Here is an 18,057-nt window from a genome sequence, read left to right as displayed (position 1 = left end):
TCGAAGGTTTTTTTGGCTATTGCTGCATATTCGTCGTTTCCGGTAGCTTTGCTTAACTGACCAAAAGCCATACTCGCAAAGGTGTACGAGAAAATATTGTATGGTTCAACCAGCGGCTTTCCATCCTGGGTCAGGGAAAAATACCAATTCAGGTTGCCGTCATGGCCGTATTTTTTGAGAAACTCGGCCCCCTGGATTGCTGCATCCAACCATTCTTGTTTTTGTTCAACCTGGTTGTAAAGCATAGAAAATAGCCAAACTTCACGTCCCTGCAACCAGATAAACTTATCGGTATCAAACACGCTTCCTTCACGGTCGAGGCAGGTAAAAAACCCGCCAAACTCGTTGTCTTGTGAACAGTTCAGCCAAAAAGGAACAACATTTTCAAGCAGTTCCTTTTGATATTCCTGAGCTAAAATGTTAAAATCAATTCTTTCCATTGCTTTAGCATCTACTTCAATTGATTCAGGTAGTCTTTGTACCTGTTATATAAATGTCCGGCCTGTAGGTAAGCTGACTGTGGGCTCATGAAATGAGAAAACTCAAAAGTGATGGCCTGTTCCATTCCCGCACGCTCGGCAGCTTTCAACTTCATCAGCAGTTTTTCCCACTTGATGGGTAAAAACTTAATGGGCATATCGCGGTCAAACGTTTCAGAATTGGTCCAGCTGCGAATGCCATACTTATCTGCCATTTGCTTATTGATTTGCAGGAAATCATCCAACTCATCAAAATCAATATGTCCATCCTGAAATGCGACAATATCTACGGCATTCTTTATACCATCAAAAATCTCATTCCAGTCTTCTTCATGGCGCTTAAGGCTCACTCCGAGAGTGCGGCTCGTTTCAGGTTTATACTGGCTAATATTTTTAACTCCGTCGATATACGGCGAGATTAGTGTTGTCAGCTGCCCTGAAACAGCTTTGCAATGTTCCCCAAGCCCAGCATACATCTTAATGATTGAGCCGGTTTTACGACTACATTCCTGCGAAATATACCATCCTTTGAAAGCTGGCATTTGCCCGTACTTTTCCCATACCTCTTCGATCAATGCCTTGTTTAGATCCAGTTCTCCCTGAAAGTCACCATTTACCCAATATCGTCCGGAATCGTATAAACCAAAATAGAAATCCATTCTATGCTTATCACTTAGTTCTAAAAACATTTGCACTAAGTCAACTGACGGGTAATAAGCATTCTCCCGCTCCATTAATATTTCTGAAGGATAAGTGAGCCATTTTCGGTATCCACTGCGGATTAATATGACTGAGTTGATGCCGATCAGCTTCATGTAGGCAAAATCCTGGTCCCATTCCTTGCGTCCCCAATTCTGGTGTGGAATATCGTGACTGATTTCATCCAAAAAAGTTCCTTTAATCTTCATTCTTATGTCCTTTATGTCTTTAATAATCTTTATTTTCTTACAATTTAATGCCTTCTTCTTTAAAAACCTCTCGCCATCGCAGATAGCCTTCGGCACTCAAATGAATTCCGTCAGCGGTATACCCTGGAAGCAGTTGACCGTTTTCATCGGCAAAACGGGAGTACAAATCCAGGTAGCCGATGTTTTCATTCTCAGCCACTGTCTTAAGCTGCTCATTCAGCAAGACAATTCCCTCCGATTTATTTTTCATGTAATCATACCAAATCACCGCTTCATTGATGGGCAATACACTTTGCAAATACAGTTTGGTTTTGGGTGATTTTAGATGAATCCGTTGTATGATTTCCTGAACTTTAGCGGCAATCACATCCACCGGTACACTTCGTCCGATATCATTAATTCCAATCATCAGGAAAATGCTTTTGGGTTGCGAAGCCACCACTTCATCCAGTCGATTAAGCAAGCCAAAACATACATCACCACCAATTCCGCGGTTAACGATATTCTTATTTTTGAAGAGTTCATTCCAATCTCCGTTTTCGGTAATGCTGTTACCCAAAAATACAATCTCATTTTTACCATTGGGAAGACCTTCATAAAAGGCCCGCCTCACTTTGTAATGGGCAAATGTGTATGAAGTGTCATACGGCAAAGTGTTTTGCGCAGGCAGATTACCCGCCCACATAACACCAACCAAAATCATCAAATAAGCACTTTGAACCAAGCACCTCTTATTTTTAAAGTTTTTCATAATCTTTAATTTTATCTAACCAATTAAATTTCAATACCAATGAGGTTACTACAAATAATGCCAATGAGACCATCAACCCATTGTAATTCCTGATTACTAAATAAATAGGAGCAACGATCAAAGTCATCTGCCAAACAATGCCAACCCCGACATTAAAACTGTCCCGTGCCAGGTCTTTATTTTTTGTCAGATTTGGATAAATCGCGAGCGCTCTTCGATGCACCGGCCCCCACCATCCCCAGGGCCGGACATTCTTATAAAATTCAATCAGCGTCTGATCGTCCACAGGCTTGGTCAGAAGACACCCCAAGAAACTGCCAGCTGAAGCCATCAGCAGAATGAGTGGAAACAAATAAATATCTGGCGTATCAGGGAAAAAAGAAAACTTGATGGTTGATGCCAGCAGGCCGGCAACCATACCCCAGAAATACCCATAGCCATTAAATCGCCACCAAATCCATTTCAGCACGTTGGCAGCCACATATCCACCATATAGCGATGAGGTAATCCATAAGGTGAGTGAATTGATGGAAGCCGAGAAAACACCGAAAATCATACCAAGCACCACAATACCAATCGAGGCCAGGTAACTGATTCGAATGTACTTCTGATTGGAAGCATTCGGATTGATATACTTCTTGTATAAATCGTTAACGATATAAGCCGGAGCAGAATTGACAAAAGCCGAAAAGGTTGACATAAACGCGGCCAGCAGGCCAGCCAGAATCAACCCTTTTAAACCAACAGGCAGCAGGTTATTGATAACATAGGGTAGAATCTTCTCAAAATCCAGCTCGCCTCCACTCGCTTTCATCATAGGAGCGACCATTGTCAATCCAAGCACCCCCAACCCTGCGACCATCAAATAACGTGGTGGATAAAGCACCAAAGAAGTCAGACCACTCATTTTCGCTGCGTCGCGAGGTGTTTGAGTTGAAAGTACCCGCTGCATGTCGTACCCTGGCACAGGCCCGGCAAGGCTGGAGAAAATTCCTTTGAAAAACATCATCATCACCAAGGCTCCTAGCATGCCAAAACCATCTTCGGCAATTTTGTCGTTCACCTGATCGAAAATGCCGGACCAATCGAGCCCGATTCTCCATGAAGGCATAATATCGAACCAGCCATCCGGAACGGCCGCGTTAATTTGCTCAGGCGTCACTTTGTCCATAGCAAACCAAGCTACAGCGACACAGGCAATGGTCATGACAAAAAACTGCATGACTTCGGTAGCGACTACGCTGTACATACCACCTTTGATCACATAGAGTGTGGTAAGAGAAAGTAAAATGATCGCATAAACATACTCGGAGATCAGGTGTATCGATCCAATACTGAACGACAAATCCCAAGGAAAAATCGTCACTGCAAATTTTCCGATACCAACGAAGAAATAGGCAATAAATCCAATGGCGCTAATAATCGCAAAAACCACCACAATGATGTGCGAAAGCTTTCCTCCCCGATCATTTCCAAAACGCGTTGTGATCCACTCGGCCCCGGTCATCACATTCGAACGACGCAGCCAGATGGCCATAAACACCATGATAAAAACCTGGTTCCATACCGGCCAGAGCCAGGGAATCCAAACGCTCTTTACGCCGTACACAAAAAAGATGGTCACCGTCCACGCTGTCCCGGAAATATCAAACATCCCCGACCCATTGGAAAGCCCCAAAAAATACCATTTTAACTGGTTGCCTCCCAAAAAGTAGCTCTGAAGATTCTTATTGGCTCTTTTTGAAATCCAAAACCCAATAAAAATGCTTAAAATAAGGTAACTGATAATGATCGAGATGTCAATTAGTTCAAATTTCATTTTTTTTTATCATTAGTGATTCTTAGATCCCGGCAGGGGCAGTCTCATCATTTTCCAACTCCATCTCAAACCCGCCAGATAATTTTCTTTTTAGCCATCCAATAAACCAGGCTCATGGCTCCTATAACCAATGCAAAAGCCCGGTAAAAGCCTACCCAAGGAAAGCCAAATGGATACAACAACTCATAAATCCCGAATAAAAAAGTGACATGCAGAAAGGGAAACATAAACCAAGTTGTCACGACATAGGCCATCAATGGGTTACACCCGGCACCTGCCAGTAACTTTACCAAACCCGACTCCTTCCAATGATCAACTACATAATCGAAAAATAGCAACAGACACAAAGCCATTCCAGAAGTTAATAACATATAGGATGCCGTGGCATGGTCTTTCTTAATGCCACCTTCCACCGGTTCCAGGATTAAACCAATCACGATCAAATATGCCGCGATGGTAAACAGCACCATATATTGCGGAAGATGTTTCTTTACCAACAAATACAGCCCGCCAACCGCAATCGGAGTAACTGTGAAAACAGCCACCATCCAACGCTGATACAGAGCGGTGGTCAGCCACACAACTAACAAAAGCACACCAACAAAAAACAAGTGTTTCCAGTGGGATGTTCCGCTGTGTTTTTGATTGTCTGCTGATGATTTCAAACGATCAACCAACAGATCTCCGACCACGGTTGCAGGAATGATCAGCAACATATAATGACTCATTCGGAAAAGGAAAAACCAGGATGTTGGTTGAAAACCGTCAATGACAGCATCAAAACCAGTATACTTACAACACAGCTGAACAACTCCCCAAAATACAAACAAAGCGAAACGAGCCAGCCAACTGTGGCGGGTAAAGTACCACCCGATTGCTCCCAGCAAATACACGTTGGCCAACAACAGAATAATGATATTACTCCGATGTAAGGAAAATTCCTGCCCATAAACCAACCTGAAAACAAGCAGTAAACCCAGAGCTCCCCCCCAGCCGATTACCCGCCAGATTCGCTTTCGCTTCTGATCTTTAATCATACGGAACATGGGAAACATCAGGGCAAAACCAATTAACGTCAACCATTGCAAGTCGTACCCCTGGATTTGTTGTCCCAACAGGTCAAACGAAAGCAGGCCTTCTCCAATGGCATGAGGTAAAATATGCGCGATGTAAATTGCAAAAAACACCAGGAAAAAAAAGCGGCTGACCATGGATTTAGCAAGGTTCAAATCCCCTTCGCCATTCTCCAGCTTTTTTGTTAAAGCCAAAGGAATCGCTGCTCCCATACAAAAAATAAACACCGGTAAAACCAGGTCAACCCAGGTTATTCCTGCCACCTGAGGATTGAAAGCATGCGATGGCGGGGGACACTGGGCATGATACATCCATGACGGCAGAGCCCCTCCAAAGGGAATCGTACCAGAAAGCACCATCCCAAAAATCGAAAGTCCACGCAACACATCCAACGATAAAGCTCTTTTCATTCAGTGGTTTGTTAGTCCAGGTCTAGTTTGTAGTTTTTGCCGAAGCGGTCAATAACCTCGATCGCAAATTCTGAAGTGGCGATCTCGGGCTTGGCGCGAAACATATGATTTGATTTTCGGGCTGTTATCCATTTGTAGTTGAGCTTTTGCTTGTCGGAATAAACATTGGCTGTCTCGGGATCAACGCCGCTATAACGCTCCATTTCTCCCATCCGTTTGCCGTTCTCATACCAATAAACTTTCCATCTCGGATCCCAGTTCCAAACATTGACGGTCAAATATTCAGGCTGTTCAGGGTTACTGCCAACACCATAGGCACGAAACTGATAGTCCTTATCGTAGCCGAAACTTTTAAAGTACCAAATGAGATCCGATCCCCTGGCTTCAAAAACGGCATAACCTTTGGGCGTTCCATCTTCGGCATATGGCCCTTGCCACCAAGCCCCGCAAACAGAGGAAATGTTGTGCTCAAACAGGGTTGGTGATATGAGCACGTTATTGGACACATGCATGTGTCCGGAAATAATATGTGTTTGATAAGGCTCCAGTAGTTGATACAATGCATGTTTATTTGCAAGCGACTGAGAAATGGTGGAATAGGCAAACTGATCGATATCCTGTTCGCTCAAAGCCGTTGGAATGTGCGTTGTAACTACCACGGTAGATCCCCGGTCAACCTGTGCTAAATCCTGCTCAAGCCAAGCCAGCTGCCGTTCCTGCAAATACCCGATATAGAAATAATCCCTGCCGATATAAAAAACATCGTTTAAAACCACATAATGGATATCACCGCGGTTAAAGGAATAGTAAGCTGGACCGAAATGAGATTCATAAACATCGCTTGAAGCTTCGTTTGATCTTCCGTTATAGGACAAGTCATGATTGCCGATAGCTTGATAAAAAGGGATATTGAGCGGTGCAAGCATATTTTTTATACTATCATAAAGTGCAGGATTATCTCCTACAATATCGCCGCAGCCCTGCCCATGAAAGGGAATATCATCGTATCGCTCCAGCCACAGGCTCAATTCTTCCGCAACTTGCCTCGCTTGCCAAGCTTCTTCATTGCTTTTTACTTGTGGATCGGCCCACACCACAAATCCGTGGTTGGTATCGTCAAAGGGCTGTTTCACGAGCTGAAAATCAATTGAATTTGTCTTTTCTTCGCAAACGCGATGGAAAAATTGGGGAACCGAATTCTGCACCGGCACTTGATAGCCCGCTGGAGACGAGATATATACAAAATCACTCGTTGAACTTCCCGCCAGTGCGTACTTTCCCATTTTGTCGGTAACGCAAACAGAGAGACCATCCGTTACCACAACTCCGGCAACGCCTTTCCCTTCGCACGTTACCTTTCCTTTGTAACGTACCAGATCTCCCGATTTGTCAGCCAGCGATCCAAACGCCAGACCAAGCAGCAAAAGAGTTAATCCAATATTTAGTCTCATGGTCGTATGATTGAGATCTCAGTCAGATATCAGTTTTTGAGATATATCTTGTTCTCCTCTTTCTTGAAGTAATCCGGATCAGCTGCCATTTGGAAACCAGCCTCCACTTCTTTCCACATGTTTTCGCGGATGATGTGGACAATGTCAAAAACCATTAAACCATCGGAAGCCTGGAAATTCATGGCTATGGAGCGTGAAAGCTGGTGACGATTCTCGTAAAATTGATCCACCAGGATACCGCCATAAAATGGACGACCATTTAAAATACCTTTGATTTTTTCGCAGGAACCTTCCACGCAATACCAGGTACCGCGAGCGGCTTTACTATCGGTTTCATTCCTTACCAGGTTGTTGTTTTTCAGATACTCTTCCATGGTCACATTGGTATAGTAGTTTCCAACGGTGAACAGATCTAGTACTTCGGCATAGCCGTAGTTTTTATAATTAGCGCTGGCCCAGTCAAAATCCTGAGCAGGATCGTACTGATTACTGGCCCAGTTTACACCCACTTCAAAATAAGAGGGATACCAGGCCCCAGTGTAGGTCCCGAACGAAATATTTGGGTTGATCTCTTTTACTGTTCGGGCAGCCAGGGCCATAAAGTCGTGGACGTTTTTGGCACGCCATTCGATCCACTTTTCAAAATACTGACCACGCACATAATTACTTTTCCCATTTTCATCTTTTTTCCACTCATAAATATCAGTGGGAAATTCTTTAACCTCTTCTCCCAGGTATTCTTCGAATTTCTGTTTTGAGAACTCTGAGAAGTCAGCCATGATGCCATCGTAGCGTACGCGGTCCAGAATAATTCCATCCAGTTCAGGATATTTTTCCGTTACCTCTGTAAAAACATTCAAAATATGCTTCTGAAAATCAGGATTAATCGGGTTGATCATGGCTGAATATTTTTTCTTTTGGGTCATGATATTCACGATACCCTCATCCGGAGTATAAACCATGGTAGCCCACTCTGGATGGTTCATGTATGTTTGTCCGCGATCGAAAAAATTGTGACCACCCACAAAGGTGTTCATCGAAGCATGTACTTTCAATCCGAGTTCGTGAGCCTTTTTAATAAAATGACCCAGGTAATCAAAATCCGGACGTTCAAAGCCATCCCACTCAGTCATTTGAGGGGCGTAATCGCTTTTATAGAGTACTTCTCCAGTAATCGGCCGGATATCCACAACAGCGTCGGTAAAGCCTATTTCTTTAATCTTCTCCAAGTAAAAATCGATGGAATCAGGATAACTGAAACGTTCAAAGTTTGCTTCGGCATCGAACCACATCAATGCCGGTTTATCGACTGAATTTCCTACTTCTGATTTAAGAGTTTTCTGACTACATGCAGAAAATATGATGACTGAACACAGCAGTCCGAACACAATTGAATTTCTCATTTTGTCTCAATTAAAAAAAATACTTAAATGCTGTTTTACTTTCCCTCGCCGATTACCGCGTCTATTCCTTGTTTGACGTACTTCCACTGATCTTTTTGTTTCAGGTGAATCATATCAAACAGAAAATATCCATCACAGGAATTCATGGCTGCATCCACAGATTGGACAATGGCCTGATTAGTCACCTCATTGCTACTGGTTGCCCAATCGCCATTTCCTACATCAGGCCCCCCAATGACAATAGCCTCATCTTTTATCTTGTCTGCTGCACGGGAGCAAAATCCTTGAATGGTCCATTCGGTGGTTCCAAAGACTCTTGTTGGCGCGGCATAAGCCCCTATGAGGATGATATCCATGTGATCAGCATAGCCATAATTTTTGTATGTGGCCGTAGCCCATTTCGGGTAGTCTGATGCCGTGTTGTAATTCGGGCTGGCCCAGTTGACCCCAACACCATAATATGAAGAATACCAGCCTCCGACATACACTCCAAAGTCGATATCAGGATTGACCGATTTCACCCTAATTTGAGCCTTTTCCATAAAATCGTGAATGACCTTAACCCGGAATTCAAGCCACTGTTTAAAATATGTTGGCAAACTTGATGGAAGTCCCCCGCTTGTCATTGAATACTCCATGACATCAGCAGGAAAATTCTGCACAGAATAACCCAAAAAGTCTTCAAACTTTTTCTTGGTGTAATCGGAAAAGTCGCTATCGAATCCATCAAAGCGTCCACGATCAAGGATAATACCGTCTAAATCCTGATAGGCAGCTAGATCTTCCAGCATATTGCAAAGGTAGTCCTGGACTTCTTCATTCGCCGGATTAAAGAATTTTGCACCGCTGCCTCCCAAATCCAAGGTACTTACAATTCCTGATTCTGTCAGCAATTGAGTAGCCCATGCCTTTTTGTCTGACTCTCTGAAAAGCATCCCCTCAGAACCTGTACTGGTGGTATTACCTCCCGAGAAGGTGTTGACTCCTGCATAGACTTTCAGGCCCAGACGATGGCCGGCATCAATAAATGCCTGCAAATAATCCCAAGTAGCTGTTCGTTCAATTTTAGTGTATCCTGAAGGCAGCCACGCGCCCAACCATTGCACTTGTTCAACAACGTCAGTTTGAAACAATACATCTCCGGTGGTTGGTCTCACATCAACGACCACGTCGGTGAAACCCGCTTCTTTAGCCAAAGTCAAGTCACGCACAATATTCTCCTTACTATTGGCGAAATCGGGAAAGTTGGCGGCAGCATCCACCCAGATTACCCGGGATTTTTCTGAATTATCCTTTTCTTCTTCCCATTCCCACTCCAATTCATCGTCTTCTTGACCGCCACACGAAACCAACGTTCCGGCAAATGCCAAATACATCATGGTCAGGAACAAAAATCGATTCAGTTTACTATTCATAAATATTGAGAATATAGATACTGGCACCAATTTTATGATGCCAGTATCTGATTAATAAAATCACATATCAATGCAGTCAAATTGGTATCCTACCACATAACCATTGGTAAACATGAAATAGAGGTACATATAATAACCATCTTCCGATACACGCAATGCAACATCGCCTGTCCCATTAGCATTTACTACCGGTGGATCAATTGACTTACCGCCATAGACATTGCGTTCAGCTTCCCAAACAACAGCATCGCAAGTTCCTGTTTCCAGATTGCCTGAGAAGTTGGCATCATTGCTTACATCCAACAACCAAACAGCGTCTGATGATCCCCAAGAGAAGCTGTTTACCCAGTTGAGTACCGCATAGCCGGCATTATTGAACATCGTATAATCCACAGCATTCTGAATATAGTTTGCGCTTATGGGTTCAAGAGACTTGCTGACTGTGTTACTTGCACCATCTACCCATGCGAAAGTATTGTCAGAGTATGAAGCCACAAAATAATCAGCCGTTAAATCCGTGTTTGAAGTTGAAACCACATCAGCATTGGTGGTCCATCCTTTTGTCAGACCGCTCATGGATACAATTTCAGGTGTTTGTGAGTTCAAGACACCACCAACGACTGTCCAACGGGCAATTTGTTGTCCGGCAGCAAGTATCGGTGCGGTAATAATTGCGTCACCGTCAATACTTCCCTGAATAGAGAATTTGCGGCCGATGGGCACGCCTCCATCCCATTCAATCATCAGCTCCGGAGTAGAAGTTAAAGATGTCAGTTTCCACATCTTGAATGACCCCGCGTTTGGAGCCAGGTTGCAAATCAAAACATTACCATCAACATCTGCCGTACTATAGAAGTTGGTTAATGACCCTGTGATCGCCCCCAAGTCAATTTCACCTAATTTTTCCCCCGTCTTCGCATCAATATAAACGCTGCTGGCATTACGTGTATTCAACACAACGTGATCGCCAGTAGCCGCTATTCCACCGGTTAAGTGATCCACCGTGATTCCAAGGTCTGCTTTCAGTTTTTTCGCAAACATCAACTTAGCACTTCCGGTGCGGATACCATAAGCCAATTTCTCTGGCACTTCTTTTTTCACAGTGTACACATTTTGCGTAACACCATCATGCGCAGTTACAGTTAGCTCCACATCGCTATTGTAGTCCAATTCTGTTGTTCTCGGATCAGGTGAAATTGATGCATGATAAGATAACGTCACATTGCCCATAGCAGGTTCTAAATCACCAATCGCTACCAATGAAATCGTTTTGGCAGCTTCGTTGATCACCCCTGAAAGGCCCAGCGAAGGAAGTGAAAAGTCTTTAATCAGGCTTTCCGAACTTTTACGAATTTCGCCTTTGACAATGATCTGCCTTTGCGCCTTCACCTGATCCGTAATCGTGATCGTATTTTCCTGAGTCAAGTCCAGGTATAATAGTGCCGGACTAACCACAACATTATCGTCCAAATTAGCCGTTACACGCATCCGTTTCAGCATTTCTTCCGTTACTTGGTTATCACTACTCTCTGGAAAGAAATAAGGAATTGGGATAACAATCTCATCATTGTCTTCTGACAAATAGCCCGTAAATTGTCCAGTACCGTCTTCAAAAGTAGCCGTGATGCTGTTTATACCATCCCTTGAAACAGAAGGCAATAATTCATCTGGTTCGTGGCAACCGCCCAAAAATGTGAGCAGAACCAACATGATCGCTATAAACTTATTATTTCTCATAATTCTATGTTTTATTTCCATTCATCATACTGTTCGATCGCCGAATTATTTGCCAACTCACTGTAGGGAATTGGAAATACGTAGGTCTTATTCAAAAACTTACGATCCTGCAAATCGCAGTCAACATACTCGTACAAATATCCGGCAGCATCTTTTGATATTCTCAAGCCGTGCACGCGATAGTTATTATACTCGTCATCAGCAAGTTTCCACCGACGCATATCCCAGTACAAGTGACCTTCGTAAGCTAATTCGATTTTGCGTTCCTTACGGATGGCGGCAAACAGATCATCCCCAGTGATTCCGCTAAGTGCTGGTAATCCAACTCCGGCACGTGTACGCACTGCATTGATATCAGCAAGGGCTGGACCAGTATTCCCCAGACGATAATTTGCTTCAGCACGATTCAGATAAACCTCTGCCAGGCGAATTTCAACCCAGGTTTGCGTACTCAAATAGGTGACCAGGTCGGTATGCGCTTCATCTCTGAACTTTCGAAGGTAATAACCTGTAACCGTGCGGCCTTTTGTGTAGGTATCTTCCCGGTATCCCATGTATTTTCCATTGGTTCCGTCAACGCTATTTTCCATGGTTTTTCCCATCCAGTCTGAACCATTGTAAATCACTGTTGCATGAAAACGGGGATCCAGTTGATCATATGGAGGAGTTACTGTGGTGCCGCCCTCAACATGCCAGGGAGTCCAATCAACAACTGTTCCGTCTTTACTCTCGTATGACTCTACCATCTCCTGAGTCGGCACGCCGCTACCTCCTTGGTTTTCAATCTCACCAAACGTTGAGTAATCTTTATCGAAGGTATGATTCGGCCCTGTGATCAGGTAATTGTATTCCAAAATGGATTCTGAGCTGCCACCTTTCCACGCATCCTCGTAATTGTCAACCAAAGCGTAGGTATCCAGTTCCAGAACGGCATCAGCCGCATCTTTGGCAGCTTGCCAGCGCTCAGCATAAAGCATTGCGCGGGATTTCATCGCTAAAGCAGCTCCCTTAGTTACTCTTCCGGCGTTATCTTCAGACCAAACAACTGGTAAGGTTTCTGCTGCAAAATCCAAATCATCTGCTATCAGGTTCCAGGTCTCTTCGGCTGAAGAACGGTTTTTATTTTTCTCCAGGTTCATATCGGTATAAAGAATGACTCCCCCGTGTCGTTTGGCTAATTGGAAATAAAGGAAGGCACGGAAAAAGCGAGCCTGTCCTTCAAAAAGTTTGTTCTCCTCTTCATCGAGTTTGGAGTAGGTTTCCAATCCAACAAGGAATTCATTGACCCGCCGGATCCGTTCATAGGTCGTTCCCCAAGTATTTAAAAGGTTACCGGTGGAAGACATCACTTCCGGAGTAAATACATAGTTATTCGCATCTCCCGCTTTTGATCCGGGAACATAGGACCCGTATTTTAGCGTCTCCGTCAAGCCTTCGGTTAAACTCCCACTGAATTGAGAATTTCCAAAATTTCCATAACGATCAATATAAGGGTAAAAGCCGTTGATGTACAGGGTTACATTTTCTGCATTTTCCCATACGACTTTATCAGAGATTCTGTCTGTCGGAGTTGTTTCGAGTAAATCATCACATCCGAGTAAACTGACAATCCCGAGTAATAAGACTATTTTAAATATTTTATTCATAACAACAATTGTTTATTTTTAAAATATCAGTTTAAGACCCATAGAAATAACGCGTTGTTGCGGATAGTAGCCGTTCGAAACTCCAGGTTGTTCCGGGTCGATATTGTATTTGGACAGTTGACTAACTGTGAAAAGATTCTGGCCTTCAGCATAAACCCGAAGATTATCCATTCCAATACCTTGAGTCCATCGCTGGGGAAACGTATAACCTAACTGCAAGCTTTTAAGTCTCAGGTAATCTCCATTGCGATACCAGAAACTTGACGAATAAGCATTATTTGAACTTGCCGTAACAAGTGCAAGCCGAGGAAATTCACCATCAGGATTATCTTCTCTCCATGAATTTTCAACGAGATACTTCGGTGAATTCCCCCCGTGATAAAAGGGTTTTGTCATGGATGTATTATCCATTACACCTCCACTATACACCCCAGTCAATGCCACTTCACGGCCTAAACCACCCTGAATGAGTGCCGACAGGTCGATTCCTTTCCAAGCTCCACTGAACGTCAAACCTCCAACAAATTTAGGGTAAGCTGATTTACCGATGTAGCCACGATCCTGCTCATAAGAAATCACACCGTCTCCGTTGCGGTCCATGTACTTTATGTCACCAACGCGTACTGCCTTGCCTACAATCGTTGGTGAGTTATCAATCTCTTCCTGACTTTGAAACAAGCCGAGAGCAATAAACCCAATTTGTGATCCGACTTCCTTACCTGTAAGTTTTAGCCAGTCAGGTGTATTTTCGGAGTCCCCAAAACGCAGCCACCGACGCTCAGTATAGGTTCCATTCAACCCGAAGCTGTATCGGAAATCACCTACCTGATTTCGGTGTGTCAAAGAGAATTCAAAACCTTTGTGATCTTGTTTGTTATTATTCTCATAGCCGTAAACATATCCACCATATGAATCAGGATAAGTAGCGCTGGCTGAACTCAACATATCGTAAATATACTTGTAGAATACGTCAAACTCGACTCCCAATTTCCCTTTCCATAGCATCGCATCAAATCCAAGGTTGTATTGTAGCGCCTTTGCCCAGGTCAGATCGATATTCGCTGGCTTGGATGTAATCAACCCACTTTGTGATGTTCCCCCCAGGATGACAGCAGGATCATTCAAGAATGATAAGGTGTTCAGGTAGTAATACGGACTGATCTCGGTTGTCCCTGTCAAACCAAGACTCGCCCTCAACTTAAGATTATCAACATAGCTAAACCGGTCCTTAAACCATCCTTCTTCTGAAACACGCCATCCCAGAGAACCTGCGGGAAATGGACTCCAACGCTTACCTTTGACCATTCCTCCAAAAACATAGCTACCATCATACCGCAAGGAAAATTCGGCTAGATACTTTTGGGCATAATCATAGGTTACCCGGCCTAAATAACCAGCTTGCCTTTGCTCCGAACTACTCCCTGAAACTTTGGTTTTATCGTCCATGGTAGCATAATTCAATTCATCGAGCTCTAAAATGTCAAACCCATAACCATAGGCACCAAACAAATTACCATCTCGGTTAATAGTTTCCATTAAGGCAAGCAGAGAAAGACTATGCTCTCCAAACTGATTCTCGTAGGAAATGCTTGAGTTGGTTGTTAATCGTGAATAATGAGACAATCCTTCCACCAGGCTTGTGGTCGTTCCACGGGCATCATACGTATAGGAATAACCAATATCTCCGGTTGTTGCTGTAGGAGCCGTCGCAACGTAGGTGTAATAAGGAGTTGAAAAAGCCTTGGATGTTTGGTAGGAAATATCATATCCTGACATAAATTTGAGGCTAAGTCCTTCGACGAAAGGCACCCGGTACCTTAAAGCCAGGTTCGTTTGAATAATACTACTTTTAACCTTACTGTAACCGGTTAAATCAGAAGCAGCCAGCGGGTTAACATACGAGCTTGCCGTTCTTGTAGAAACAGGTGCCCCATCCTTTTCCATTGGCACATATGGGTGTGCTCTCATCGCTTGCTGGGGAATATTATTCCAATCTCCCGGCGATGCTGAATATCCAGGACGTTTACGATCTTCTATTCTCCCGGAAATATCAAAAGTCAAATCCAGGTTGTCAGCAATAACCGCATCAATATTTGATCGGAGGTTCAGACGATCATAATCGAATCCCTCAACGTTACCTTTTTGTTTGTAATTCCCTAATGATACAAAGTATTTAATTTTATCGGTACCACCTGTGGCATTCACGTTCACATTCATTGTTCTTCCCAACCCGAATGTTTCCTCATACCAATCGGTATTTCCCCAACCATCAGTTGGATCATCATTGAGCATTTTTTCCACATGAGTAGACGAAAACACAGGAGCATCTCCATCCATCTCACGAGCTTTATTGTACCAATATGCATATTCAGGGCCATCCAACATATCCAACATGGTGGCGTTGGAACTAACACCATAAGAGCCTGAAAATGAAATTTTAGAAGGTCCAGTTTTCCCACGTTTGGTGGTTACAATAACCACTGCATTGGCATCAAGTCCATAAACCGAAGCGGACGAAGCGTCCTTCAATACGGAAATAGAAGCGATCTCGTTGGGATCAATTTCCGAAATACTACGCTCAATACCATCAACAATATATTTAGCCCCGGTACCCCGTATGATAATGCTAGCACCATCTGATCCGGGTTGGCCTGATTGCTGTAATGAAACTACGCCGGAAATCAAGCCACCCAGCATATTATTGATATTCCCAACCGGTTTTTTCAAGAGTTCATCACCCGAAATCTGTGAGACAGCGCCTGTTACAGTCTGTCGTTTCTGGGTACCGTAACCGACAACCACGATCTCATCGAGTCCTTCATTTTTTTCAGAAAGAACTACGTTGATTCGCGTACGGTTGGCTATTGGCTCTTCTTTGGTTTCGTAACCAATAAACGAAAAAACCAGAATGGCATTATTATCAGCCACCGACAGGGAGTAATTTCCATCGACGTCGGTGGTTGTTCCACTCAATTCGCCTTTAATTGTAACGGAAGCTCCAATCAATGGATCTCCATTTCCCTCCGACACACTCCCCTTAATGATAACTTGAGCCGAGGCATATTGTATGAACAATAGAAAAAACAGAGTCAGCGTATAACCTAATAGGTTAGATTTTTTTTTCATCATGTGGATTAACATTAATTGACAGTTAAAAATGATTTAACTTTTTAAGTAATTTTTTAAGATATCTGCCATATCTTTACAAGAAGCATGATATTGAAAAACTGATGTGACGAATATCTAATGGTATGATATTTCCATATTTTCCAATAAAATGCAGTAGTTGAGTACAAGTTTATAGCAAATTGAAAATTCGCTTTAAACGAAATCTGTAAAATTTTGATATTGAAGTAAATTTGTCGTGTACTAATTTACTCTTGCCTGTCCTTGTGCCCCCAAGCCTCGTGGCAGGCATTTTTTTGTTGTCATCTCGTTTTCATTATTTCATATTGTTTTAGTTTAGTTGTTAGTACTTCTTAATTAAGTTATATGAGTTGCAAAGAACGAAGGACGATCGCCGCAGCTCCTTTTGACGCAGCGTCCGCTCCGATCGAGGAAAATATTAGTTTACATGAACGAAGAGGTAGTTGAAGGCCGGTGTGGGTCATCCCCGACTTTATTGAATCTATCAGAATGTCTTTTGCTGATACAAACTCTCCGCCTATAATTATTACTCCGGGATTGAGTAGATTGATCATATTTCCCAAAGCCTTTCCTAGTTTAAAACCTAAATTATGGGTTAACGAAATCGAGAGCGAATCTCCACCTGAAGCCGCTTTTAATATATCTACATACTTAATCTGACTGGATTCACGACCTGTGAGCAACAAAGATATTTCGCCGGCTTCAACTTGTTGCTGAAAATTTTGCTCCAGCGCGTACCCTGAAACTTCAGTTCCAAGGCAACCTCGCTTCCCACACAAACAAAGCCTATCTGACTCCGCGAATTGGATGTGTCCAAACTCACCGGAAAATCCCTGTTCTCCAACAACCAATTCTCCATTTGCGATTATAGCTAAACCCATCCCACGACTCAAATTCAATACAAATGCGTTCTTTATATCCTTTGCTTTGCCGAAATACTGTTCCGCTAAACCCAACACGTGTGTATCATTGTCAATATGTACCGGAAATGAAAATTTTGCGGAAAAGAAATCGATTAACGACCCTTCCAAAAAATTGAAGTAATTATGCGAATATCCTGTCTTTGAATTCACTCGTCCAGTGATTCCCATTCCCATTCCTAAAACCCGGCTGGCATTAATACCCGACGTGGAAATGGCTTTCTGAATAAAAGCGACGACACGATCCAAACAACCAGGGGTGTTCTCAAGAACAAAATTCTCTTCTTGAAACTCGAAAACCTTTTGCATATCCAGGTTATACACCGAAAATGAAATGCCTTTTAGTAAAACTACAACACCTATACAATAGGCAAAATCCGGATCAACTTTGTACAAGGAAGGGCGTCGTCCATTGTTGGTTTCTTTTTTCCCAGACTCAACAATGACTTTATCATCAATCAGCTCATTTATGAGCTTTGTGCCGGTAGGAACGCTCAACTTCACCTTTTTACAGATACCGGGAATGGTTAGCGGCTTCTCGGATTTATTGAGCAACCCAACAATCTTTCTCTTTTGAGCATATTGTCGGTTCTCATTATTAACATCTTCTATGTTTTTCAAAAATATCTCCACCTGTATCCCAATTAGAATTATTTTTATTTACCGCATGCAAGTTTGTAAATATTTTTATTAACACAAAAGCTTTTTTCAAATATTTTTATCTGGATGATTTTAGTTGTTTTTTCAGTCCGAGTACGACCGAATGGTAGAAGACATGGAATTACAATGGCACAGCCCCTCCAAAGCAATAATCAAGGCACTATCAAAATTCAGGAGGGAACAATTAAATCAAACTGAGATTCTGCAAGAACTCCAGATTTCGTACTGGTTTTTGGG

Annotated in this window: 12 protein-coding genes; all 12 read right to left on the bottom strand. The window is 43.0% G+C overall.

Features of this window, described 5'->3' with window-relative positions; all coding sequences use genetic code 11:
* On the bottom strand, positions 1–440 hold a 440-nt coding region (locus AAC033_RS14360), incomplete at its 3' end, for an AGE family epimerase/isomerase (protein ID WP_339739306.1).
* Between the two features lie 11 nt (positions 441–451).
* Positions 452–1,387: a DUF4434 domain-containing protein gene (locus AAC033_RS14355; RefSeq protein ID WP_339739304.1), complete on the bottom strand. Its 936-nt coding sequence runs from the start codon at positions 1,385–1,387 to the stop codon at positions 452–454.
* Positions 1,388–1,424: 37 nt separating this feature from the next.
* A complete protein-coding gene (locus AAC033_RS14350; RefSeq protein WP_339739302.1) occupies positions 1,425–2,138 on the bottom strand; it encodes a GDSL-type esterase/lipase family protein in 714 nt (237 codons plus the stop codon).
* On the bottom strand, positions 2,125–3,957 hold the full coding sequence (locus AAC033_RS14345; RefSeq protein WP_339739300.1) for a sodium:solute symporter family protein: 1,833 nt from the start codon (positions 3,955–3,957) through the stop codon (positions 2,125–2,127). The genes AAC033_RS14350 and AAC033_RS14345 overlap by 14 nt, the downstream gene beginning before the upstream one ends.
* A 65-nt stretch (positions 3,958–4,022) precedes the next feature.
* Complete coding sequence (locus tag AAC033_RS14340; RefSeq protein ID WP_339739298.1) at positions 4,023–5,441, bottom strand: DUF5009 domain-containing protein; 1,419 nt, start codon at positions 5,439–5,441, stop codon at positions 4,023–4,025.
* Positions 5,442–5,452: 11 nt separating this feature from the next.
* A complete protein-coding gene (locus AAC033_RS14335; protein WP_339739296.1) occupies positions 5,453–6,892 on the bottom strand; it encodes a calcineurin-like phosphoesterase family protein in 1,440 nt (479 codons plus the stop codon).
* A gap of 29 nt (positions 6,893–6,921) precedes the next feature.
* On the bottom strand, positions 6,922–8,295 hold the full coding sequence (locus tag AAC033_RS14330; protein ID WP_339739294.1) for an alpha amylase family protein: 1,374 nt from the start codon (positions 8,293–8,295) through the stop codon (positions 6,922–6,924).
* Between the two features lie 35 nt (positions 8,296–8,330).
* Positions 8,331–9,710, bottom strand: a complete 1,380-nt coding sequence (locus AAC033_RS14325) for an alpha amylase family protein (protein ID WP_339739292.1) — start codon at positions 9,708–9,710, stop codon at positions 8,331–8,333.
* A 60-nt stretch (positions 9,711–9,770) separates the two neighbouring features.
* Positions 9,771–11,447 (bottom strand): DUF5018 domain-containing protein, encoded by a 1,677-nt coding sequence (locus AAC033_RS14320; RefSeq protein WP_339739290.1) that lies wholly within the window; start codon positions 11,445–11,447, stop codon positions 9,771–9,773.
* Between the two features lie 11 nt (positions 11,448–11,458).
* Positions 11,459–13,093 (bottom strand): RagB/SusD family nutrient uptake outer membrane protein, encoded by a 1,635-nt coding sequence (locus AAC033_RS14315; RefSeq protein ID WP_339739288.1) that lies wholly within the window; start codon positions 13,091–13,093, stop codon positions 11,459–11,461.
* A gap of 18 nt (positions 13,094–13,111) precedes the next feature.
* Positions 13,112–16,222 carry a TonB-dependent receptor gene (locus AAC033_RS14310; RefSeq protein WP_339739286.1) on the bottom strand — a complete coding sequence of 1,037 codons (3,111 nt, stop codon included), beginning with the start codon at positions 16,220–16,222 and terminating at the stop codon, positions 13,112–13,114.
* A 359-nt stretch (positions 16,223–16,581) separates the two neighbouring features.
* Positions 16,582–17,793: an ROK family protein gene (locus tag AAC033_RS14305; RefSeq protein WP_339739284.1), complete on the bottom strand. Its 1,212-nt coding sequence runs from the start codon at positions 17,791–17,793 to the stop codon at positions 16,582–16,584.
* Positions 17,794–18,057: the final 264 nt, after the last annotated feature.

The organism is uncultured Sunxiuqinia sp., assembly GCF_963974515.1.
Classification (GTDB): Bacteria; Bacteroidota; Bacteroidia; order Bacteroidales; family Prolixibacteraceae; genus Sunxiuqinia.
Note: the sequence above shows the minus strand (reverse complement) of the source record. Positions and strands in the feature narration are given on the sequence as shown.